Source organism: Francisella sp. 19S2-4, from assembly GCF_036281795.1.
In the GTDB taxonomy this organism is placed as follows: domain Bacteria; phylum Pseudomonadota; class Gammaproteobacteria; order Francisellales; family Francisellaceae; genus Francisella.
Genome location: NZ_JAWUZH010000038.1, coordinates 1 through 21,675 on the forward strand (window position 1 = coordinate 1; position 21,675 = coordinate 21,675).

The window sequence follows — 21,675 nt, forward strand, 5'->3', positions numbered from 1 at the left end:
TACTAATATCTGTAACATCTGTATTTTACAAAATATATCTAACAATTTGGGATATTAATTCAACAGTCTTTATAATACTCGTCGCTGGAATCCTTTTTTGATTTCTATACCAGATATTGGTATAGGAATGTACTGGTCATTAACTGGAACTATAGGTTCATGGATAGTTTATCAACATACGAATTCATCTTTACTTGCAGGCTTTTTACTATCCATGGCAGCCTTTACTGGTTTATTTATGCAGACACTCTCAGGAATTATTTCTGATAAGACATCATCTCACAAATTTTTAGGTAAAAGAACTACATGGCTCTTAGTAGGATTAGTTAGTACTTGTATATTCCAAATGCTCTGGCCCTTTGCTCCTAACTATATTTGTTTATTTATAATTGCATTTTTGACTTATGCTAGTATCAACTTCTTTCAAGGCCCTTATTATACAATGGTTGTAGAAGTCGTTGATCGCGATCAAATACCTTTTGCTACATTATTAGCTAGAACTACTGCTCAGATAGGAACAATTATAATTGGTCTAGTTGGTGCCATAATATGGAATATCGGAGGGGCTTTTCTTAGCTGCATAACCGTGTGTTTATTATTAATAATTCCTACGCTATCTGTAATACCCTTTATAGTTAAAGAAAGACCTGAAAATCAAATGACTTCCGCTTTTAAACTAAGTTTTGATATTTTTAGTGATAGAAATATTAATCTGTTATTTTTAGCTACTTTCTGCACTCTAACTGGTTTTGGAGCCTTTATGCCTTTAATGGGTGGATATATGAACCATTATCTAGGCTTTAGTAAAGATTTCACAGCTTCTTTAGTAATGACCTTTGGAATTGGATCAGTAATTATTGGAATACTCGCAACAACTATTATAAATCTTATAAAAGTTGAGAATATCTTTAAGATTGGATTGTTAATATTTGCTATAGCGCTGTTTTGCGGATCTTTTCTAACAAAAGAATCTTTCCTGTGGTATATAATCGCCTTTATTGTTGCTACAGGATTTATTCTCTCTCAAGTATGCTGTTACACACTAATAGCTAAATTAGCTCCAAAAGACAGACTTGGCGAATACATGGGATGGTTAAATATGTTTTTCTCATTACCACAGCTAATTATTCTTATTTGTGGTGGCATACTTATTGATAGTCACTTAGCGCCATATCTATACTGGATAGCAGGAATTATTTTAATAATAGGATTTATTGCTATTACACAGATTAAAATTAGCCATCAAGAAAGCTAGTTTGAGGCTTTGTTTCTCTTCTATAGATATTTCTATGCTTTAGAATTTCTTTTTTTTGTGATTCTGATTTGTTTGGATTTGCTTTATCAAATTCTTGTAAAAGCTTATCCGCTTCACTCACATATGCTCTATCTTTTTTATTATCAAATAAATGAGCCAATCTTAATATAAGTTTCATCATAGTAAAAACCTCTTTGCGATACCAATAATTTACCTTGTAGCTTAGACATAATTATACTAAACTAAAAATCAAAGTCACCCATAAAGATATAGCTTTTAAGTATTACGACAAATGAGGTTAAGCCAAAACCCTAAAATTATAGGTATGTTCTTAATGTTTTTAAGTCTTACCATGCTTACACCTATTATCGTTGACTATATCTATGATGAATCAAATATATACCCTTTTATTTTAAGCTTTGCGATCACCTTTATATGCGGTTTTTTACTGTGGTTTATTGGGCGTAAAGCTAGCAAAAAAATCACAAACAAAGATGGTTTTGTTATTGTAACCCTTGTCTGGGTATTTGTTACAGTTTTTGGTGGAATTCCTTACATGGTATTTCCTGGCCTAGATCTATCTTTCACTCACGCTGTATTTGAGTCAATCTCTGGATTTACGACAACTGGCGCAACAGTAATAACAGGTCTAGATAAACTACCATACAGCATCTTATATTACCGTCAGCAAACACACTTCTTTGGTGGTATGGGGATTGTTGTCCTAACTGTTGCTATCTTACCACTACTTGGTGTTGATGGTATGCAGCTATACAAAGCTGAAGTCACAGGCCTAGGTAAAGATGAGAAAATCGCGCCAAGAATATCAACCACAGCCAAAGCAATGTGGCTAGTATATGTATTGCTTACATTTCTTTGCTTTATAGCATTTATGCTTGTTGGGATGGGACCTTTCGATGCTATCTGCTATGCATTCTCAACTATTTCCACAGGTGGGTTTGCCCCTACTGATGCTGGTATGTCAGCACAATCAAAGCCTGTGGTTTATGTATGTATTTTCTTTTTGTTTTTAGGTGCCACAAACTTTAAAGCACACTATATAGCTTTTTCAAAGTTCAGTATTAAACACTACTTTAACAATATTGAAATTAAGGCTTATTTTTATTTTTTATTTCTGTCATCTTTAATCATTGCTATAACTTTGATCGCATATTCAAAAGACTTATCAAAGGTACCTGATATTGTTACTAACAGCATCTTCATGGTAGTTTCTATAAGCTCAACAGCTGGTTTTGTTTCTGATCCAAATTATTATATATGGCCTAGCTTCATTCCGTTCTTTCTAATGTTTATTGCGATAATCGGTGGTTGTGGAGGATCTACCGCTGGCGGTGTCAAAATGATTCGGGCGATCCTTTTTAAAGAAAAAGCTACCCTTGAAGCAAAGAGAGTTATTCATCCTCAAGGTAAATTTACTGTAAAACTTGATGGTGTGCCTATATCAGAGCAAGCTCTAAATAGAGTTTCTGGCTTTGTTTCTGTTTACTTATTATTATTTGCTGTTTGCTGGCTAATGTTAATAGCATGTGGCCTAAGTCCTGATACAGCTTTTTCAGCGATTGCTACAACACTCTCAAATGTAGGCCCTGGTTTAGGTCAAATTGGCTCAAACTTTAAAACAGTACCTGATGATGCTATTTGGATATGCAATTTTGCTATGATTGCTGGACGTTTAGAAATATTTACAATATTAGTTCTTTTTATGCCAGATTTCTGGAGAAAATAACTTTATAAGGATTTTTTAGCTAACCAAATCTACGTATTAGCTATTGAACTTGTAGCTTTAAGATAATTGTAATAAACTAAAGACCAAAACCATCTAACTATAAAGCTATTTTAAGCATTAATCAATGAAGCTAAGCCAAAAACCAAAGATAATTGGTATATTCTTAATGTTTCTAAGCTTAACTATGCTTAGCCCTATAGCTATTGATTATATTTATAATGAAAATAATACGTACCCTTTTATTCTAAGCTTTAGTATTACATTCTTATGTGGTTTCTTATTATGGTTTATTGCTCGCAAGTCAGATAAAAAACTTTCAAATAAAGATGGCTTTTTAATTGTAGCTTTAGTTTGGGTGTTTGTTTCTATATTTGGTGCGATCCCATATATGACATTTCCTGGTTTAAACTTATCTCCAACTCATGCTATATTTGAATCAGTGTCTGGATTTACTACTACTGGCGGTACAGTAATAGTAGGACTAGATAAACTTCCTCATAGTATTTTATTTTATCGCCAACAAACTGAGTTTTTTGGTGGTATGGGGATTGTCGTTTTAACAGTTGCTATTCTTCCTCTATTAGGGGTTGGTGGCATGCAGTTATACAAAGCTGAGGTAACAGGACAATGGAAAGATGATAAAATCGCCCCAAAAATTTCCAGTACAGCAAAAGCTTTATGGCTAGTATATCTGCTACTTACTTTTTTATGCTTTATTTCATACCTAGCTGTTGGAATGGGGCCTTTTGATGCTATATGCTATACTTTCTCAACAGTGTCTACTGGAGGATTTACTCCTAGTGATGCTAGCATGACAAACAAGTCAACTGGCGTTCTTCTTGTTTGTGGTGTTTTCCTATTTTTAGGAGCAACTAGTTTTAAAGCTCACTATATAGCATTAACAAAGTTTAAGATCAGCCATTATCTTAAAAATGTCGAATTCAAAGCATACTTTTACTTTCTTTTTTTCACATCTTTAATAGTTAGTATTACATTAATAGCTAGCTCAAGCACTTTTGCAGATACATTTCATATAATTTTTAATAGCATATTCCAAGTAATATCTATTAGTTCTAGTGCTGGATTTGTATCTGATACAAATTATTATCTATGGCCTACTTTCTTACCAGTTTTACTTATGTTTATAGCAATCATAGGAGGCTGTGGAGGATCTACTGCGGGTGGTCTAAAAATGATACGAGCCATTCTCTTTAAAGAAAAAGCTATGCTTGAAGCAAAAAGAGTAATTCACCCCCAAGGAATGTTTACTGTAAAATTAGGGGATATAAATATATCAGAGCAGGCTCTTAATAGAGTATCTGGATTTATTTCAGTTTATATTATAGTCTTTGCAATTGGCTGGCTGGCTTTATTAGGTTGTGGTTTAGATATTGCAACTGCATTTTCAACAATTGCCACAACTCTATCAAATGTTGGTCCTGGATTAGGTGAAATAGGCTCTAACTTCACAAATCTTCCTAAAAGTGCTCTTTGGATATGTGATTTTGCTATGATTGCTGGACGTTTAGAGATATTCACATTACTAGTTCTTTTTATACCAGACTTTTGGAGAAAATAATATTTTTTAAATTTTTCCAGCTTCAACCAAATATGATAAATTACCTATTCTGTCATACTCTACGCCATTTGCATAAGCAATTATCTTATAATCTATATTTGACTGTTCACCTTTACAGTCAAGTCTTAATAGTTCGTTTCTACCAGATAAATATGAAGTGAAAGATTGTGATTTATCAAAGTCTTCCTGATGATTTCCATCTTTATCTTTAGTATAAGTAAATTTACAGCCTTGATTATCAGCAATATAAACATTTACTGTAAATTTAGTTGGCTCTTTATCAACAACATTATATATACCTTTAGGAGTTGTCGCATAATCAAATCCAAAGACTTGATACGCTGTATGTTTAGATTTTGAGAAGTTATGCTTCAATAACGGAAGCTTTCTAGCTTTACCATCATCTTTTGCACAGCTTGATAGCAACAAACCTACGATGATAAAAAAAATAAAGACACCTTTATAAAATAATGTATTTTTTGGATTACAAAATTTTAAATAACTCATGGACATTAAGAAACGATAAATATAAGTATAATCAAATAATAAACTTAAAGATTAGAATAGACAATATTTTTGATAATTTTTCTGAGTGAAAAACTATTCTTCTGTATCAACATCCTCTTCTGATTGTTGCTTCTTATATTCGTAGTAATCCTTCATAGTTAAGCCTTTCGCTCTGAATTCTGCTTTTTCAGCAATTTCATCTAAACGCTTCTTAGAGTATTCGATATGCTCTGGAGAATAATCTTCAACTGGTTGACCATGAAGGTTAAACCTTTGTTTTAATTCAAATACCGCTTTGTGATAACGAGTATCTCCAACATAACGACGCAAGACATTTCTAAGTACTAGCTTATCAACTGGAGCAAAATGCTCATTCTGATAGATTATTTCTATTTCTGGGCTTATACCTATTTTAAGAGGCTTTTTATTAATAGGGTCAAAACATTTTGGAAAACGCTTACATAACCATTTAAATAAGTTCGCTTCTTCTTTTTGTCTTTCTTTCTCAACATCAACCGTTACTACAATTTCTTCAACATCTTCCATTTGAGGATTTTGTAGCTCATCAACTATCTTATTATTTATTCTATGACCATATTGTGGAATTCTAATAAATGAAGTATCTCTATCTTCTACTTTTTTACTAGGTGCTTTAGTTGGTGGCGTGCTTTTATTTTTTGAGATATTTTTATCCCTAGCTTGTTTCATTCTAGAAGTTTTTTCTTCTATCTTAGAAGAACCACCTAATAAAGATTGTAATAGCGAAAAATCGTTTAATTTATTTCTACCTTCAGACATTTTATTTTTTTATCATTTTATAGAGGGATCAATCCCTTTGTACACTTGGCTTATATCGTACTACAAAACCAACCCTTTTAGCAAGTAATAAAACATTAGTAATATTTTTTTTAATATCGTATTTAATTAATATTGACAATTATGATAAATAAAATATAATATGCTACATCATTTGTGGCTATGTAGCTCAGTTGGTTAGAGCACAGCATTCATAATGCTGGGGTCACTGGTTCAAGTCCAGTCATAGCTACCACAAAATTATCACTAGTCTTTTATATATTTAAAAATAGTGTATTCAATATAAGTAATAATTAAAAATACTTATATCTCGTAAAAAATTAAATGTAAATCGAATAAACGATATCTTATCCTTACAAAGCTATTTGATGGCTGACCTTCTTTAATAAAAATATCAAATGATTTTAAAATCTTTAAAAATAAAATTAATGAATATTTTTATCTTTTCTCTTATATAGAGAATATAACCACCCCTCTACTTAATATCTATTTCATGAAACGTTATAAGTAGAATGATTTCTCATATCCTACTATCTAAATTAATAATACTATTCACTTGAAATAATAAAAAAGTTCATTATAATCCATTTAATTAAAATGATAATCGTTATCATTTGTGTGGGTTTATTAAGATAATCATCTGCATAAATAAGTTTACATTAGTTATCAAAAGCAAAAAGGAGAAATAATGTCTAATATACAAAAACCTACAGTTCATATCCTTAGTCGTTCAGACCTATCTGACATTGAGCTTAGTCCACAAGAAGTAATTCATGCTGTAGAAGAAGCCTACTTAACATATGCCAATAAAGAATCTCTATGCCCAACAAAGCTAATGATGGAACTCCCTAATAAACAAAGAGATGCTGTTTCCTATTCAATGCTTGGTTATGATGGATCTTTACAACAACTTGGATTTAAGACTTCGTATCGTCAAGGTAGCCAAAATGCTGATAAATATTATACAACCATTAGTCTTTATGATGATACAACTGGATTACCATTTGCTTTTATGGATTGTCATCGAGTTGGTGGTTATCGTACTCCTGCAACAACAGCAATTATTGCTAAGCATTGTGCAAAAGAAAATGCTGAATCTGCTCTAATGGTTGGTACTGGAGCACAAGGTATAAATACACTCTCCTATCTTTTAACTGCAATCCCTACACTTAAAACTCTTAGATTATTTGGTACACATCCTGATGGAATTGCTGCTAGTATTTCTACCTTTGCAAAGCATTTCCCAGATCGTGAGATAGAGTTTATAGAAGATGTTCCAGCAGCTGTTGCTGAGTCTGATATTGTAGTAGCAGCATCTGGACGAGCGGCACATCCTAAAATTCAGACAAGTTGGTTAAAACCTGGAGGCTTACTTATTTCAGTTGCTAGCAAAGGAGTAGCAAGTGGAGTATTACAAGATGTCGATTATGTTGTTGCTACAAATAAAATGCAAATGGGTGTTACTGGTAAACGTCTAGCAGGTGCAAATAATGAAGCATCAATCAATGCAGAATTACCTGATATTGTATCTGGTAATAAACCAGGTAGAAATTCACAACAAGATAAAGTATTTGCATTTTCAAGTGGAATGATAATCACAGATATCCCTGTTGCTAATGCTCTTGCAACTAGAGCTATCTCAGCTGGGCGTGGCACACGAGTTAAGCTATGGAGCTAACGATGAATTCAATGAATGCTCTACAACAGGATTGGGCTATTAACATTCAACAAAATACTAAGCTACTAAATAATATTGCTTATGCTATAGATGGACCCTTTCATATTATCAATCCAGAAAGCTTTGCTAACAATTTGTCAGATTTTCAAAAGATTCTTCAGTCTCATAATATTGCCGGACAAGTTTACTTTGGTAAAAAGGCAAATAAAGCTGGAGCATGGTTAACAGAAGTAGCAAAGCTAAATGGAGCTGTAGATGTTGCTAGCATTCCAGAATTTGTTCATGCTTTAAGTAAAGGCATTCGTGGAGAAAACATAGGTGTAACTGGAGCTGCAAAAAGTGATGAACTTTTATGGTTATCTGCTCGACATGGCGCACTAGTTGCTATCGATGCTTTAGATGAACTTGAACGAGCAATTAGTATTGTTGCTAATATAAATAATAAGTTAAGAATCCTATTAAGGGTACTTCCACCTAATAGCCCTAATAGTCGTTTTGGATTTAATTCAAAAGATATTATTACAGCATTAGAACGTTGTAAAGATGTTAAAAATCACATTAATATGGAAGGTTTTTCCTTTCATTTAGATGGTTATCTAGTAGAGCCGCGCGTAGAAATGGCATTTATGTTAATTGATTGGTGCATAAAAGCCAGAGAATATGGCTTTCCTAGCTCATCCATATCTATTGGTGGTGGATTTGCTTGTAGTTATGTTGAGAAAGAAGACTGGAATAGCTTTAAAGATGCTCTCAACTCTAATGACTTTCATGCAAACAAAACTTTTAGTCATTTTTATCCTTATTATCAATCTCCAACTGGTGCTAATATGCTAGATGCAATTCTGAAGTCATCAATAGGAAATATTAGCTTAACAAATAAACTTATTGATACACAGATTAAACTATATCTTGAACCTGGTAGAGCTCTTCTGGATGGTGCTGGAATGACAGTCTTTCCAGTTCAAGGCTTTAAGAAAAATGATGAGCATGGCATCGTGACAGTTGCTGGACTTAGTATGAGTCTATCTGAGCAATGGAAAAATAGTGAATTCCTACCCTCACCTATTCTAATACAACGTGGTCAACCTCGCCCACAAAATCCTATTAGTGGAACTATAGGTGGATCTAGCTGTATGGAATATGATGTATTAACTTGGCGTAAAATAAAATTCCCAGCTGAACCAAGATATGGCGACTTGCTCATCTATCCAAATACCGCTGGCTATCAAATGGATAAAAATGAGAGCGAGTTTCATCAGCTTCCTCTACCACCTAAGGTTGTTGTCACTCAGCAAGATGAGGAATATTTTTGGAGAATAGATCAATGATTTCTGAATATAGAACTATTAAAAAAAGAATTGTAACGGAATTTTCTGATTTTATAGGAAAAACTCCATTATATGAGTTAGCTCGTACTGGCTCAGGTAGTCGACTATTATTAAAATTAGAGCAATTTAATCCTACAGGTTCTTGTAAAGTACGAATGGCTAGGGAAATGATCCTGGCAGCCGAGCGTGATGGTAAACTTAAACCAGGAGGTCATATTGTTGAACCTACTTCTGGTAATACAGGAACAGGGCTTGCATTTATTGCTATTGAGCGTGGATATAAATATACAGCTATTGTTGATAATTATGCCTCTCGTGACAAACTTCTTGCAATGAAGGCTCTCGGTGCTAATTTGATTTTTGTTGAGGGTGGAATTGATAAGCCAAGTACTGTTAAGCGACGTAAAATGGCTGAAGAAATTGCCAAATCTACGGGTGCATTCTGGCCAGATCAACACTATAACCCAAACAATAGCAAAGGCTATGCTAATATTGCGACTGAATTACTAGATGATTTAGATACAGATATTGACTATTTGATAGGCGCTGTTGGCACAGGTGGCACTTTATGCGGCACTATTAAAGAGCTACGTAACTTGGGTTCTAATGTAACTAGTATCGGCGTTGAACCAGTTGGATCTATCATATTTGGAGGTAAGCCCGGTAAGTATTGGCAAACTGGAGCTGGTGCACCAGAAGGTTTCACTATAGGTTCAAACGTTGATTATTCATTAATTGATGAAGGGCTAACTGTGAGTGATATGAATGCCTTTAGCACTGTGCGTGTTATTGCTCATCGAAAAGGCTTACTACTCGGAGGCACATCTGGAGCAGCAATCCATGTAGCACTTAAGCGACTAATGCTTGTTGAGCCAAATAGCACAATAGTAGTATTAGCTTGTGATGCCGGAGAAAAATACTTAGATACTATTTACAATGATGAATGGCTACGTGAACGCTCTTTGCTAAGTAAATCAACACAGCAATCTATTAATCAACTCTTTGATGCTTATCAGGATTCTATTCTCCTTGCATCTAGAAGGATAGCGGCCTAATCATGATTTTTAAACAATATCGAGAAATCATTACTCTTGCCACCCCTATCATAGCTCTTCAGCTAGCTCAGGTCGCACTTATTAGTACAGACCTTTTGATGCTAGGATTAATCAGTATAGAAGCTATTGCAGCTGGAGGACTTGCCCTAGTTCTTTATAACCAAGTTAGGACAATGTGTGTAGGCATGGTAACTGGACTTGGTAATCTTGTTGCAGTTGCTATTGGTAAAGGAGAAACTAGAACTAATAATACTGATCTTGATAATACTACTATAGAAGAAGTACAGAACTTGATAAGAGCTGGTCTCTTATTAGCAACAATTACCGCTATTGTTGCTATTGTATTCATTAGTATGCTAACTAATTTTCTTACTTACTTTGGGCAAAATGAAATTATAGCTACTCTAGCCAAACCAATTATGCTTGCATTAGCTCCTGGTCTTTTGCCCATGTTGTGGCTTAATGTCTTAAGACAGTTTGCAGTCGGCATGCGTCGCGCAGGTTCTTTGTTACTAGTTACTTTAATTTCAGTTGCACTCAATGCAGTTTTGAATTTAATTTTTATCTATGGATGGTTTGGATTACCTTGCCTTGGCCTTGTTGGTATAGGTTTAGCTACTACCATAGTCAATTTTTGTATATTTTTTATTTATCTTCGAACTGTAATGCTTGATCATATTCTTAATAAGCTTATCTCTTTAAATTTATTTAGAGCTAAACGAGAAACAGTTATACACCTTGCTAAAATAGGAATGCCAATATCACTAACTTATGGTTCAGAAGCTGCCATTACTTCTATAGCTACTATTTTTATGGGTACATTTGGTCCGATTGCATTAGCTGCATCAAATATCGTTAATCAATTAGCATATATTGTTTATCAGTTTAATATCGGCTTATCACATGGCTCTTCTATTTTAGTGAGTCGAGCTATAGGAAAAGGTGAGACAAATAAAATTCGTGATATAGCTTTACATAGTTTCACTCTTAGCTTTTCTATCATGGCCATTATTGCTCTCTTTTATATTGCTATTCCAAACCTTATATTAGAACCATTCCTTGGCGGAGATAACACTGACTCTGCTGTTCTTGCTATTGCAACAAGTCTTTTATGGTTTGCTATTGCACATCAATACTTCAAAGGCTCACAAAATATACTTATTGGACTACTGCGTGGTCTTGGTAATACAAAGGCTGGCTTTAATACTACAATTGTTGGTTATTGGATAGTCGGTATTCCAGCGATGGGAATATGTGGTTATTGGTTAACTTGGGAAAGCTATGGCATTTGGTTCGGCCTTTGTCTTGGTTTTGCGGTTACAAGTGTACTACTTGCTTGGTGTTTTGTAAGGTTATTAAAATCAAGGGAACAACAATGAAATATAACTTTTGGATCAGGCAAGCCCACAAAGTTTTAGGCATTTTTATAATCATCCAATTTTTTTTCGGAATGACTGCTTATTATATATCATTACCGGCATGGTTAGTTGATTTACATAGGTCTTTTGGTTATGTAGCCTTTGCTCTTGTTATATTTCTAATAGTAACAAGGTTGATAAAACCAAATATTCCTTATAATCCACCACTATCAATATTGAACTACATAATTGCTAAGATAGTTCATTTTGGCTTGTATATAAGCGTACTAGGAATGTCTTTAACGGGTATTATTGCATCTATATTTTCTGCTCATGAAAGAAAAATATTTTATTTGATACCTCTTCCTCAGATTCCTAACCATGTTGATTTATCAAGTTATATTTTTAGCTTTCATAGCTTTTTTGCGTATATGTTAGCGATATGTTTCATTTTACATATACTAGCTGTTATTTATCACCAGATAATTTTAAAAGACAATATTCTAGCTAGAATGTGGTAATAGCTATGACTAATTTAGGAGATCGTAAAATATGTTAATTTTCAGTATTAAAGAATTATCAGAACTTATCCCATCAGAGAAAATATCCAAAGAATCTGCTAATAATTTATATGAAGAAATTTTAAAAAGTAAAGCGTGGAAACATCCTGTATTAATAGATGTTAATACAAATGTAATACTAGATGGTCACCATAGATTTTCAGTAGCTAAAAAACTCCAGCTCAAATATATACCATGTATATTAGTTGATTTTAACTCGTCTATCATATCTGTTACTTCATGGAAGACAAGAGAAAAACTTTGTAAAAGCATGATCTTAGATAGAGCTCTCTCAGGTGACTTGTTTGACTATAAAACCACAAAAAATGTTTTACATACTGACATGGATTTTAGAAGTAGTATACCTTTAGACATGCTTAAAAATTAACTACTTCGGAAAAAACAGATCTATAAATTTTCTAACTTTTGGCTGAACAATATTCTTCTTCTCATAATAAATGCATAAACCAAAAGTTTCTATAACCAAAGGTTTAAGTATCTCAACAAGAGTTCCTTCTTTTAGTTCTTTCTCTACAGCATAGTCATGAAACTGTCCAATACCCATATCTTGCAAAACACACTCTTTCATAGCCTCAACACTATTAAGATATAAGTAAGGCTGTAATTTTTCTATAGTATTTTCAAAGCCTGGCAAAACTGGCATATTACTTTGTGTTCTTATCGTATGTGTAATAAGTTTATGGTTATGCATATCTTTTATTGTCTTTGGTTCTCCATAATGACTAATATAATTAGGCGATGCACAAGTAATATAATGCGTTTGCTTATATTTACGTGAAATGATATGTTGTGGTGGTGGCCAGTTAAAACCAAATGCTATATCTATAGTATTTTGTCCAAAATCAACAGGCTTCTCTGTTAGATCTATATTAATAGTAACATCAGGATATTTTCTTGTATAAATATTTAATTTGGCTAATAGATCAGACGAAAATAATAAAGGATTGCAAATAATATTAAGTGTACCACTAGGATTAGCATTTATTGCCGAAACCATATTTCTAGCAATATCCAATTCGCGCTTGATATTTTTACATTGTGCATAAAGTTTTTCACCTTCTACTGTCAACTGCATTTTTTTTGTCGACCTAAGAATCAACGGAGTCTTAACTTGTTGCTCTAACAATTTAATATTCTTACTCACGGCTGCTGTCGTAATACCTAACTTTTTTGCAGCATTGGTAAAGCTACCCTCTTCAATAACAGTCAAAAAAACTTCAAAGTGATCTAATGATGGTTGTGGATTAGATATTTTCAACATAATACACCCCTGTGTTTTTAACTTTTGGTTAATTATTATTAACCTTTTCGACACTTCTTAATCTTAAGTTAAAAAGATATAATAATCAAAGTAAAGTTATAAGTTAGAAAAAAATTATAAATTTTAAGGAGTAATCACAATGAACATAGTATTTGCAATAATTTGCTATTTAATTGTTCCAATGTCAGGTTTATGTATTGACCTATATGCACCATCTTTACCTGCAATTAGTTCTGCATTTGGCACACCTGAAGTACTTGCAAAATATACGATCTCATTTTATTTGCTTTCATTCGCCTTCTTTCAGCTATTTGCTGGACCTGTAACAGATAGCTTTGGTCGCAAAAAGCCAATTATCGTATCACTGATAATATTCATAATCATCTCTTACCTAATGACATTAACAACTAGCATGACTGTTTTTATGGTATATCGTATACTACAAGGTGCATGTATAGCATTTGTTGGAGTATCTGCTAGAGCAATTATTCCTGATATCTTTGAAGGTGCTCAATATAAAAAGATGATGAATTACATGACTATAATCTGGGCATTAGGTCCTATTATAGCCCCTTTTATAGGTGGTCATTTACAACATTACTTTGGTTGGAAATCATGTTTTTACTTCTTCAGCATCTACGGAATTTGTGTACTATTTTTGGTTATCTTTGTTTATCGTGAGACAGCAAAACAAACACACAAAATGTCTTTAGGCAAATCGTTCTCAAACTATTATGAAATGGCTACTCATAATCATTTTGTCCTTGGCACACTTTGTATTGGACTACTTTATTCATTCCTTGTGATATTTAGTACAGTGGGAGTATTTGTTATAGAAGATACATTACATTACTCAGCAATTACTTTTGGTAATATCGCACTATTAATGGGATTTGCTTGGTTCTTAGGAAATATGGCTAACAGATTCTTACTACACCTAAGTGAAGAATTTAATAGAATGAAGTTAAGCTTAGCTGTTAGCATATCTGCAGTATCTTGCTTAATATTAATGGTTATTAGCATCTTCTTGCCAACTAGTATTATAGCCCTAGCTGTATTTATGTTTATTGCATTCTTCTTTGCAGGAATTGTTTTCCCTAATTTCTTTGCATTATGTATTGGATTATTTAGCCATATCGCTGGTAGTGCAAATGCGTTAATGGGTTCATTCTTTATATTTTTAACCAGTATATTAGTATTTATCTTTGGCCTAGTGCATATTCATACAATATTAGCTTTAGCTTCAATTATATTTATATTATCTTTAGTAAGCTTTATCTTAATTAAACTATTCTTCGCTCTAGAACTAAAAAAATAATAATTCCCAAAACTATCTAAAATTTAGTTCATTATTAATTCTACTCAACTGTCAAACGTTTTAATCTCAAAGCTACTGCAACTACGGTTACAGATGACATAGCCATTGCTAAGGATGCTATTACAGGACTAAGCATAATACCAAAAAACGGATATAAAATTCCTGCAGCAACTGGTATACCACAAATATTATATATAAATGCCCCAACTAAAGTTTGCTTAATATTAGTAATAATTTTCTTTGAAAGAATAATTGAGTTATTAATATTTTTCAGCTCGCTAGATGTCAGAGTAATATCTGCACTTTCTATAGCTATATCAGTACCATTACCCATAGCAAAACCAACATCTGCTTTTGCCAAAGCTGCGGCATCATTGATACCATCACCAACCATACCAACTTTAAATCCTTGTTTTTGCAGGTCATCAACAAATTTTGTTTTATCCTCAGGCATTGCACTAGCAAAAACCATATCACTATCGATTCCAACCTCTTGAGCAATTACTCTTGCCGTATGCTCATTATCTCCTGTAACCATCGCAACTTTAAGCCCAGATTTCTTAAGCTGAGATACAACTGCTTTGCTCTCTTTTTTCACAGGATCTTTTATAGCAAAAACGGCTGCTACTTTATCATTCATAGCAAATATAATAGGAGTAGCCCCTTGATTAGCATAGCCATCTAAAACTTTTTCAATGTTACTATCTATACCTATACCATTTTCTGAAATTAATTTCATATTACCAATAAGAACACTATTATCTTGAACTTTCGCTGAGATACCTTTACCTGGTGTTGTCTCAAAATCACTTACTGCCAAATTCTTATCATATGCTTTACTATAAAAGCTTAAGGCAAATGCAAGCGGATGCTCAGATTTTTCCTCTACAGCATAAAGATGACTTAAAACCAAATTTTCATCCGTGATGAAATGACTATTAGTCACAGCAGGCTTTCCTTGTGTAATGGTACCTGTTTTATCCATGACAATATGTGTTAGATTACTAGCGTTTTGTAGCACCTCACCATTACGAATCAGGATGCCATACTCAGCAACTTTACCCATACCAACCATCATTGACATTGGTGTTCCCAGACCAAGTGCGCAAGGACAAGCTACAACTAAAACAGCTATCCCAGCTGTTATTGCATAAGGTAAACTAAAAAAGCTCCACACTATAAATGTAAATACTGCAATAGCAATAACAACTGGTACAAATACAGCTGTAACCTTATCGACTATTCTAGTAATCTCTGGTTTTGAACTTTGTGCAGACTTAATAAGCTCAATAACATTTGCTAGAGCCGTTTCATCTATAGATTTAGTCATTTTGACCTTTAAGCTGCCATTTTGATTTATAGTCCCAGCAAAAACTTTATCACCAAGCCTTTTACTAACAAAGTCTGACTCACCCGTCAGCATTGACTCATCAACATTAGCTTTACCATCAATAATCACACCATCAACTGGAATCTTCTCCCCTGGATAGATAACGATAGTTTGTCCTATTTTTAGAAGTTCTAATGGTATATCTACTTCTGCATCATCATGGATTACATGGGCATTTTTAGGCTGTAAATGGATTAGCTTTTCAATAGCCTCGGATGCTCTACCTTTTGATTTAATCTCCATGGCATGGCCAATATTTAAAAATCCTAGAATAAGAACGCTTGTATCTAAGAAGACATGTAGCATTTGCTCAGGCAAATAAAACTCAAACAATATAACAATAGCTGAATATATCCAAGCAGCTCCAGTTCCTAATGCAACTAAAGTATCCATATTTGAAGATAGGTGTTTTAACTGTCTCCAAGCTCCTTGATAATAGCGTTTACCTGAATAAACCATAACAGCAAGAGTAACAATAGCTAATACAACCCAAATCAAAAGTCTTTCTATATTGTGATTATTTGAAAAATATAAAATACTCTCTTGTTTTTCAGAATGCATCTGAATAACCATAAGCATAACGCCTATGACAAATGCAACTATTGCTTGTTTGATGCTTGTTTTGATTTCTTTTTTAGCTCTATCAATATCTCTGGTTTGTGATTTTTTGTCTAAAACTCCTGGTTTACCTATTTTTTCTAATACTGCAAAAACTTCGGTAATATCCATACTACCTTCGATTTCTAATATCTTATCAACAATATTGACACTCGCTTTATCAACACCTGCAATCACTTTCAAAGATTTCTCTATCTTTGACACACAACCAGAGCAAGATATTCCTTCAATAAAAATACGATACTTACTACTAGTTTTTTCTTGCTGTTGTAACTTCCCAGGATGACCAATTTCTTCTAATTTATTTTGTATAGTACTAATTAAAGACTCATCTGCTTCAACAAATACACTTTTATCTACAATATTTGTTTTAACATCATGAACACCATCAATGCTAAATAAAGCTTTTTCTATTTTTGCTACACAACTTGAGCATGATATTGACTCAACAATAAACCACATAATAATAAAAATTTAACCTTGATAGTAACCCATTAATACTCATTGTAGATAAAATACTGAAGCAATTCAATTAACTTGAAATAATAGCATTTTTATATATCTAAACTATCTAAATAGTTAGCCATATCATAAACGGTATTTGTTTTCGAAAGTTTGTCTGATTTTGTGGAAATTCGCAAATAAGTATAAATACTTGCAATAGGAGCACCACCCAAAGGTCTACCTGAAGGTATTTGATCATAAAATACAAAATCTACTCGTTTTGGCTTAAATTCTTGAAGATTTTCTAAAATAGATTCAAACCCTGCCCTCGGTAAAAATACTTTCCTACTATTTAAAATATAATACCAACTGTTATTTAAGTATGAGTAATTATCACTATCATATTTTTTAGGTGCATGATAAAAAGTCTGTAAACCTAGGAAACTTAGAGAACTTGGATTATCTATAAACTGCGCTCTATATAACGCATGTAATGCAGTATTAACACAGTCATAAGATATTCCCCCAGTATCATGTGAAATTCGCATATAATTAAGATCTTTATTGATCACATTTGCCATTTTTTGAATCTTGTCTTTATCTACACCATAAATAATAAGTGTATATGTTGGCCTATAATTCTGCTGGCCTTGAGCTAAATTACCAAAATAATCAACATATGAAATCTTCGCGGGGATCATCATTTTCTTATTTTTAGTTGTATAAAAATTAAAGAGACTAAAATCTTTAAGCGTATCACTATCAACCGTAGCCTCACCTAAAACAAAATGACCCCCAACTGTGGCAAAGTCATCTCCTTGTCTACCTGCTAACGAGATAATTAATGCTTTATCATTATTATTAACCTTAGCATTATTAATTATAGTCGCTTTAAATGGTTGTAGTTTTTGACTAAGTTTATCTTTCATTAAAGTTTCAGTGATAAACTTTTGATAATTTTCATCTAGTTGGTCTTTATATTTACTATTTATTGGAAATTTCGCATTCATATTATCAAAAATATTGCTTAGTAATATTGCCGATATATGTAAATATCCGCCATATGACTTGCCAATAACATTGACCTGCTTATTTATATAGTAATCTACAGACTTTTGGTCGAAATGATTACCTTTAAAATCAACACCATATAGAAATTTAACCGGAATCTTACTATCAGAAGTTACTATATATAGATTTTTACCATCTGCAATTAGCCTACCACTTAGTTGAATATTCCCACTTATAGAAGATGGAACTTCTCTGATAAATAAAGTATTACCATCTGGTTTACTATAATTATTAATAACAACTAAACTATCTAGATGAATTAGACTTTCTGATTCTTTTATAATTTCTTTATCGCCTTGAATACTAAATTTACCAGCCTTACTTATAAATAAAAGTTTTCCACCTTGGACACTCAACTTACCAACCAAAGCCCAAGCATGGTCTACACCTAAGATAAGCAAAAAGCAAATAAGAAACTTATTAAAAGCACTTAGCTGTAATTTTTTTTTAAATCTACAAATCATCTATGAATAAAGAAACGCTATAATTTCTCACGCTATAATATCACAATTATAAAAAATATATACTATAACACCTATGACAATATTTGATTATCTACAACTCTAACTACATGTCTTTAGCTGCTGATAGAGCGCTTATCATTTCAGAAGTTAAATTATTAAAACCTTTCGGTGAGTTTGGAGTAAATATCACATTTGATTTGCCCGATTTAGTCATATTTTCTAGCGTATCTAAATATTGATACATCATAACTAGAGATGATATATATTCAGATGAAACTCCCTCTCCAGTTCCTTCTTTAACATCCTCTATAGAAACACGTAGACCTCTAGCTATTGCTTTACGCTGCTCTGCAATACCTTCACCTAGAAGCTTCATTGATTCTTTTTGACCTTCAGCCTCTTTTATTTTTATAAGCTTCTCAGCTTCAGCCTTGGCTTTTGTTGCTTCAAGCTGTCTTTGAGCTGCATTAATCTCATTCATAGAACGTTTTACATTCTCTTCTGGGTTAATATCCACGACTAGAGACTTAATAATTGTATAACCATACGTACTCATTTCTTCAGATAATTCTTTCTTTATATCCAAAGCTATCGCATCTTTATTTTCAAAAGATTCATCCAAACTCATACGAGGTAGAGATGATCTGATCACATCGAATACATATGACTCCATCTGAGCTCTAGCATTTGTAAGCTTATAAAAAGCATCTACAGCTCTTGATTCCTCAACCAAAAATTGAACTGAAACCTTAATATGTACAAAGACATTATCCTTAGTCTTTGTCTCAGCTATTATATCTAATTGCTGAACTCTTAAACTAACCCTTCCTGCTATTCTTTCTATAAAAGGTATTCTAAAATTCAAGCCGGCTCTTTGAATTCTGACAAACTTACCAAACCTTTCTATAACATTAACAGACTGAGTCTCAACTAGACTTATTGAGAAACCTAATAAAATAATTGATATAACAATTATAGGCACTAACCAAACCATAAACATTTCTTATCTCCTTTTACTTGCTAATCTACTGAGGGAAATCAACAATTATTTTATATTTATTATCTTTATTTTTCTGCCAAATAAGTAAGTCATGGCCAGTTGCAACTTTACCAGCAGGACTAGTCCACGTAAATTTCAATATAACCAACTGATGATTCTCATCAATATTCCTACAATACTGATAATCAAGCTTTAATTTACCGAAATCTCTTTTACCTGAACTATTCGTAGCAAAACCATCAACATAATGCTTTAATACATTCGCTTTACTTGTATATGGTTTACCGCCACTCATATAGATAAAATCATCATCATAAAATGAAACTAATTTATTAGCATTTGCAGAATCCCAAGCATTCTCCATTTGCACAGCTTGATTTTTTACTGCCGCAAAGCTTTTATCGCCACAATCACCTGTTGCATATACTGTTATCACAGTAAATAAACTAAATATTAATAAACATATTTTTTTCATAAATATTTTCCCTAATTCAATATCGATAAAACTACTATATCTTTCTTCAAAATTTGCGGATTACTCTCAAATGGTCGAAAACATTCAAAATGTAAAACAATTTTATAAGGCACTTTTCTAAATTTCTTAGTAAGCTTCAACTTAAAATTATCCATACCTCCCCATTGCGAGCTTTCAATATTTACACTTTCATGTGTATAACCCACATCATCTATATAATCATAATCTGAAGGTATAATAAACCATCTATATCCATCTGTAGAGTCAACAGGGAGCTTAATATCAAAGGTATAATGCTTTTCATCTAAAACTACAGCTTTTGTATATAGTTTATCAATCTCTGACTGAGTCATCTCTGCTAATGCTAAAGAAGGTATAAACACGAATAAAATACCCAAAACTCTAAATATCTTCCGCATATTACAAATACAAACTTATCATATAGATAAAATTATTATACAATTACAGCTGTTACAAATATACATATTAGTTTTAAATAAAATGGCATTAGAAAAATTTGAACTTGAATTAGTTTCTTTTAAAGATATTACTGATAATGTTAGGCATTTTGTTTTCAAAAGAACAGATGGTAAACCTCTTAACTTTATCGCAGGGCAATTTATTACATTTTTACTAACAGATGATGAAGGTAACCTAAAGCGTAGAAGCTATAGTTTAGGCTCTCTTCCTTCTAATAATATGCTTTTAGAAATAGGTATCACTTATGTAAAAGGTGGTATTGCTTCTGAGACATTCTTTAACATGGAAATTGGTGGCAAAGCAAATGCAATGGGACCTGCAGGTAGATTAGTTTTGAAAGATGAAGAAATCAACAAACTTATTTTAGTAGGTACAGGTACTGGGATAGTTCCATATAAAGCAATGTTCCCTGAACTTTTAGAAAAAGCCGACAATGTTGAAATATATATACTGCTTGGCTGTCAATATCGTAAAGATGCTCTTTATCAAGATGACTTCATAGAATTTGCTAAAAAACATGATAACATCCATTTCAAACTTTGTCTAAGTAGAGAAAACCAAGATCTTAAAGATTATGAAGTCTCTGGTTATGTACAAAATCAGTTTGAAACAATAGGACTAAACCCAGAAACGGATGTTGTTTATGTTTGTGGTAATCCAAATATGATTGACCAATCTTATGAAATCCTTACAAATGCAGGATTTGGCCCTAAAAGTGTAAGAAGAGAAAAATATATTTCTTCTAATTAAGCTTGATACTATGAACAACTTAGGATAGAATGTTCAGGCTATTCTATCTACAGGATGTGGTGCTTAGATGAAATAGTCTAAGTGGCGATGTCAGATTATAAAAATAAGGAAATTAATAAAATGAAAAAAGAAATTCATCCAAAATATACTGAAGTAACAGTAACTTGTAGCTGTGGTAACTCTTTCGTTACAAAATCAACTTCTGGTAAAGATGCTATGAACATTGATATTTGTTCAGAATGTCACCCATTCTATACTGGTAAGCAAAGAATCGTTGATACTGCTGGTCGTGTTGACAAATTCAAGAAGAGATTTGGCGGAATCAAGAAAGTATAATTTTACTTTTATTGGATTCAAAAATATTAAAACCAGCCTTGAGCTGGTTTTTTTATATCTATTTTTCCAATTCAATCGATTTTACAATATAAAGACTGTTGAATAAATCTTTCAATTTCTATGAATAGGAATATTTTTGCTATTTTTAGTAAAAACTTAGCCTT

The 21,675-nt window shown here is 32.6% G+C and carries 21 protein-coding genes and 1 tRNA gene; 13 read left to right on the plus strand and 9 right to left on the minus strand.

The features are described 5' to 3' along the window. The first annotated feature begins 97 nt into the window (after nt 1-97). Nucleotides 98-1,255 carry an MFS transporter gene (locus R8535_RS08305; RefSeq protein WP_329498271.1) on the plus strand — a complete coding sequence of 386 codons (1,158 nt, stop codon included), beginning with the start codon at nt 98-100 and terminating at the stop codon, nt 1,253-1,255. On the opposite strand, the gene R8535_RS08310 is transcribed toward R8535_RS08305, so the two are convergent. Then, entirely contained in the window at nt 1,236-1,436 is a 201-nt protein-coding gene (locus R8535_RS08310) for a CBU_0585 family protein (protein WP_329498273.1), read from the minus strand. The genes R8535_RS08305 and R8535_RS08310 overlap by 20 nt on opposite strands. 111 nt (nt 1,437-1,547) lie before the next feature. On the opposite strand from R8535_RS08310, the gene R8535_RS08315 reads away from it, so the two are divergent. Both R8535_RS08315 and R8535_RS08320 read left to right on the plus strand, forming a co-directional pair. Then, nucleotides 1,548-3,002 carry a TrkH family potassium uptake protein gene (locus R8535_RS08315; protein WP_329498275.1) on the plus strand — a complete coding sequence of 485 codons (1,455 nt, stop codon included), beginning with the start codon at nt 1,548-1,550 and terminating at the stop codon, nt 3,000-3,002. Between the two features lie 124 nt (nt 3,003-3,126). Further along, nucleotides 3,127-4,581, plus strand: coding sequence for a potassium transporter TrkG (locus R8535_RS08320; protein WP_329498277.1), 1,455 nt, complete (start codon nt 3,127-3,129; stop codon nt 4,579-4,581). Nucleotides 4,582-4,587: 6 nt separating this feature from the next. On the opposite strand, the gene R8535_RS08325 is transcribed toward R8535_RS08320, so the two are convergent. Continuing rightward, nucleotides 4,588-5,088, minus strand: a complete 501-nt coding sequence (locus R8535_RS08325; RefSeq protein ID WP_329498279.1) for an FTL_1709 family lipoprotein — start codon at nt 5,086-5,088, stop codon at nt 4,588-4,590. Between the two features lie 93 nt (nt 5,089-5,181). Continuing rightward, nucleotides 5,182-5,886, minus strand: coding sequence for a ProQ/FINO family protein (locus R8535_RS08330; RefSeq protein ID WP_329498281.1), 705 nt, complete (start codon nt 5,884-5,886; stop codon nt 5,182-5,184). Nucleotides 5,887-6,062: 176 nt separating this feature from the next. On the opposite strand from R8535_RS08330, the gene R8535_RS08335 reads away from it, so the two are divergent. The 7 genes from R8535_RS08335 (at nt 6,063) to R8535_RS08365 (ending at nt 12,271) form a co-directional block, all read left to right on the plus strand. Next, nucleotides 6,063-6,139: transfer RNA gene (locus R8535_RS08335), tRNA-Met, on the plus strand. A gap of 453 nt (nt 6,140-6,592) precedes the next feature. Continuing rightward, nucleotides 6,593-7,582: an ornithine cyclodeaminase gene (locus R8535_RS08340; RefSeq protein WP_329498283.1), complete on the plus strand. Its 990-nt coding sequence runs from the start codon at nt 6,593-6,595 to the stop codon at nt 7,580-7,582. 2 nt (nt 7,583-7,584) lie between these two features. Beyond that, nucleotides 7,585-8,910, plus strand: a complete 1,326-nt coding sequence (locus tag R8535_RS08345; RefSeq protein WP_329498284.1) for an alanine racemase — start codon at nt 7,585-7,587, stop codon at nt 8,908-8,910. Then, nucleotides 8,907-9,965, plus strand: a complete 1,059-nt coding sequence (locus tag R8535_RS08350) for a PLP-dependent cysteine synthase family protein (protein WP_329498286.1) — start codon at nt 8,907-8,909, stop codon at nt 9,963-9,965. Before R8535_RS08345 ends, R8535_RS08350 begins: the two co-directional genes overlap by 4 nt. A gap of 2 nt (nt 9,966-9,967) precedes the next feature. Continuing rightward, the gene (locus tag R8535_RS08355) at nt 9,968-11,344 is read left to right on the plus strand and encodes an MATE family efflux transporter (protein ID WP_329498288.1); all 1,377 of its coding nucleotides are present in this window, start codon (nt 9,968-9,970) and stop codon (nt 11,342-11,344) included. After that, entirely contained in the window at nt 11,341-11,844 is a 504-nt protein-coding gene (locus R8535_RS08360; protein ID WP_329498290.1) for a cytochrome b, read from the plus strand. The genes R8535_RS08355 and R8535_RS08360 overlap by 4 nt, the downstream gene beginning before the upstream one ends. A gap of 31 nt (nt 11,845-11,875) precedes the next feature. After that, nucleotides 11,876-12,271, plus strand: coding sequence for a ParB N-terminal domain-containing protein (locus tag R8535_RS08365; protein WP_329498292.1), 396 nt, complete (start codon nt 11,876-11,878; stop codon nt 12,269-12,271). On the opposite strand, the gene R8535_RS08370 is transcribed toward R8535_RS08365, so the two are convergent. Beyond that, nucleotides 12,272-13,165 (minus strand): LysR family transcriptional regulator, encoded by an 894-nt coding sequence (locus R8535_RS08370; protein WP_329498294.1) that lies wholly within the window; start codon nt 13,163-13,165, stop codon nt 12,272-12,274. Between the two features lie 139 nt (nt 13,166-13,304). Here R8535_RS08370 and R8535_RS08375 point away from each other — a divergent pair, with 139 nt between their 5' ends. Continuing rightward, nucleotides 13,305-14,483, plus strand: coding sequence for an MFS transporter (locus R8535_RS08375; protein WP_329498296.1), 1,179 nt, complete (start codon nt 13,305-13,307; stop codon nt 14,481-14,483). Between the two features lie 40 nt (nt 14,484-14,523). Here the strand turns inward: R8535_RS08375 and R8535_RS08380 are convergent, their stop codons facing one another. From R8535_RS08380 to R8535_RS08400, 5 genes are all read right to left on the minus strand, one after another. Further along, nucleotides 14,524-16,953 carry a heavy metal translocating P-type ATPase gene (locus tag R8535_RS08380; RefSeq protein WP_329498298.1) on the minus strand — a complete coding sequence of 810 codons (2,430 nt, stop codon included), beginning with the start codon at nt 16,951-16,953 and terminating at the stop codon, nt 14,524-14,526. Between the two features lie 92 nt (nt 16,954-17,045). Next, entirely contained in the window at nt 17,046-18,470 is a 1,425-nt protein-coding gene (locus R8535_RS08385; RefSeq protein WP_329498300.1) for a hypothetical protein, read from the minus strand. Between the two features lie 103 nt (nt 18,471-18,573). Then, nucleotides 18,574-19,470 (minus strand): SPFH domain-containing protein, encoded by an 897-nt coding sequence (locus R8535_RS08390; protein ID WP_329498301.1) that lies wholly within the window; start codon nt 19,468-19,470, stop codon nt 18,574-18,576. A 25-nt stretch (nt 19,471-19,495) separates the two neighbouring features. After that, entirely contained in the window at nt 19,496-19,945 is a 450-nt protein-coding gene (locus tag R8535_RS08395; RefSeq protein ID WP_329498303.1) for a YybH family protein, read from the minus strand. Nucleotides 19,946-19,956: 11 nt separating this feature from the next. After that, the gene (locus R8535_RS08400) at nt 19,957-20,364 is read right to left on the minus strand and encodes a hypothetical protein (RefSeq protein ID WP_329498305.1); all 408 of its coding nucleotides are present in this window, start codon (nt 20,362-20,364) and stop codon (nt 19,957-19,959) included. 82 nt (nt 20,365-20,446) lie between these two features. Between R8535_RS08400 and R8535_RS08405 the strand changes: the two genes are divergently transcribed. Then, the gene (locus R8535_RS08405; RefSeq protein WP_329498307.1) at nt 20,447-21,175 is read left to right on the plus strand and encodes a ferredoxin--NADP reductase; all 729 of its coding nucleotides are present in this window, start codon (nt 20,447-20,449) and stop codon (nt 21,173-21,175) included. Nucleotides 21,176-21,295: 120 nt separating this feature from the next. Beyond that, nucleotides 21,296-21,511: a 50S ribosomal protein L31 gene (rpmE, locus tag R8535_RS08410; protein WP_329498309.1), complete on the plus strand. Its 216-nt coding sequence runs from the start codon at nt 21,296-21,298 to the stop codon at nt 21,509-21,511. Nucleotides 21,512-21,675 lie beyond the last annotated feature (164 nt).

Coding starts and splice junctions, on each gene's coding strand:
- R8535_RS08350 (WP_329498286.1), top strand. CDS start 8,907: ATGATTTCTGAATATAGAACTATTAAAAAAAGAATTGTAACGGAATTT.
- R8535_RS08330 (WP_329498281.1), bottom strand. CDS start 5,886: ATGTCTGAAGGTAGAAATAAATTAAACGATTTTTCGCTATTACAATCT.
- R8535_RS08355 (WP_329498288.1), top strand. CDS start 9,968: ATGATTTTTAAACAATATCGAGAAATCATTACTCTTGCCACCCCTATC.
- rpmE (WP_329498309.1), top strand. CDS start 21,296: ATGAAAAAAGAAATTCATCCAAAATATACTGAAGTAACAGTAACTTGT.
- R8535_RS08315 (WP_329498275.1), top strand. CDS start 1,548: ATGAGGTTAAGCCAAAACCCTAAAATTATAGGTATGTTCTTAATGTTT.
- R8535_RS08370 (WP_329498294.1), bottom strand. CDS start 13,165: ATGTTGAAAATATCTAATCCACAACCATCATTAGATCACTTTGAAGTT.
- R8535_RS08375 (WP_329498296.1), top strand. CDS start 13,305: ATGAACATAGTATTTGCAATAATTTGCTATTTAATTGTTCCAATGTCA.
- R8535_RS08405 (WP_329498307.1), top strand. CDS start 20,447: ATGGCATTAGAAAAATTTGAACTTGAATTAGTTTCTTTTAAAGATATT.
- R8535_RS08390 (WP_329498301.1), bottom strand. CDS start 19,470: ATGTTTATGGTTTGGTTAGTGCCTATAATTGTTATATCAATTATTTTA.
- R8535_RS08395 (WP_329498303.1), bottom strand. CDS start 19,945: ATGAAAAAAATATGTTTATTAATATTTAGTTTATTTACTGTGATAACA.
- R8535_RS08400 (WP_329498305.1), bottom strand. CDS start 20,364: ATGCGGAAGATATTTAGAGTTTTGGGTATTTTATTCGTGTTTATACCT.
- R8535_RS08340 (WP_329498283.1), top strand. CDS start 6,593: ATGTCTAATATACAAAAACCTACAGTTCATATCCTTAGTCGTTCAGAC.
- R8535_RS08380 (WP_329498298.1), bottom strand. CDS start 16,953: ATGTGGTTTATTGTTGAGTCAATATCATGCTCAAGTTGTGTAGCAAAA.
- R8535_RS08320 (WP_329498277.1), top strand. CDS start 3,127: ATGAAGCTAAGCCAAAAACCAAAGATAATTGGTATATTCTTAATGTTT.
- R8535_RS08365 (WP_329498292.1), top strand. CDS start 11,876: ATGTTAATTTTCAGTATTAAAGAATTATCAGAACTTATCCCATCAGAG.
- R8535_RS08345 (WP_329498284.1), top strand. CDS start 7,585: ATGAATTCAATGAATGCTCTACAACAGGATTGGGCTATTAACATTCAA.
- R8535_RS08385 (WP_329498300.1), bottom strand. CDS start 18,470: ATGATTTGTAGATTTAAAAAAAAATTACAGCTAAGTGCTTTTAATAAG.
- R8535_RS08310 (WP_329498273.1), bottom strand. CDS start 1,436: ATGATGAAACTTATATTAAGATTGGCTCATTTATTTGATAATAAAAAA.
- R8535_RS08325 (WP_329498279.1), bottom strand. CDS start 5,088: ATGAGTTATTTAAAATTTTGTAATCCAAAAAATACATTATTTTATAAA.
- R8535_RS08360 (WP_329498290.1), top strand. CDS start 11,341: ATGAAATATAACTTTTGGATCAGGCAAGCCCACAAAGTTTTAGGCATT.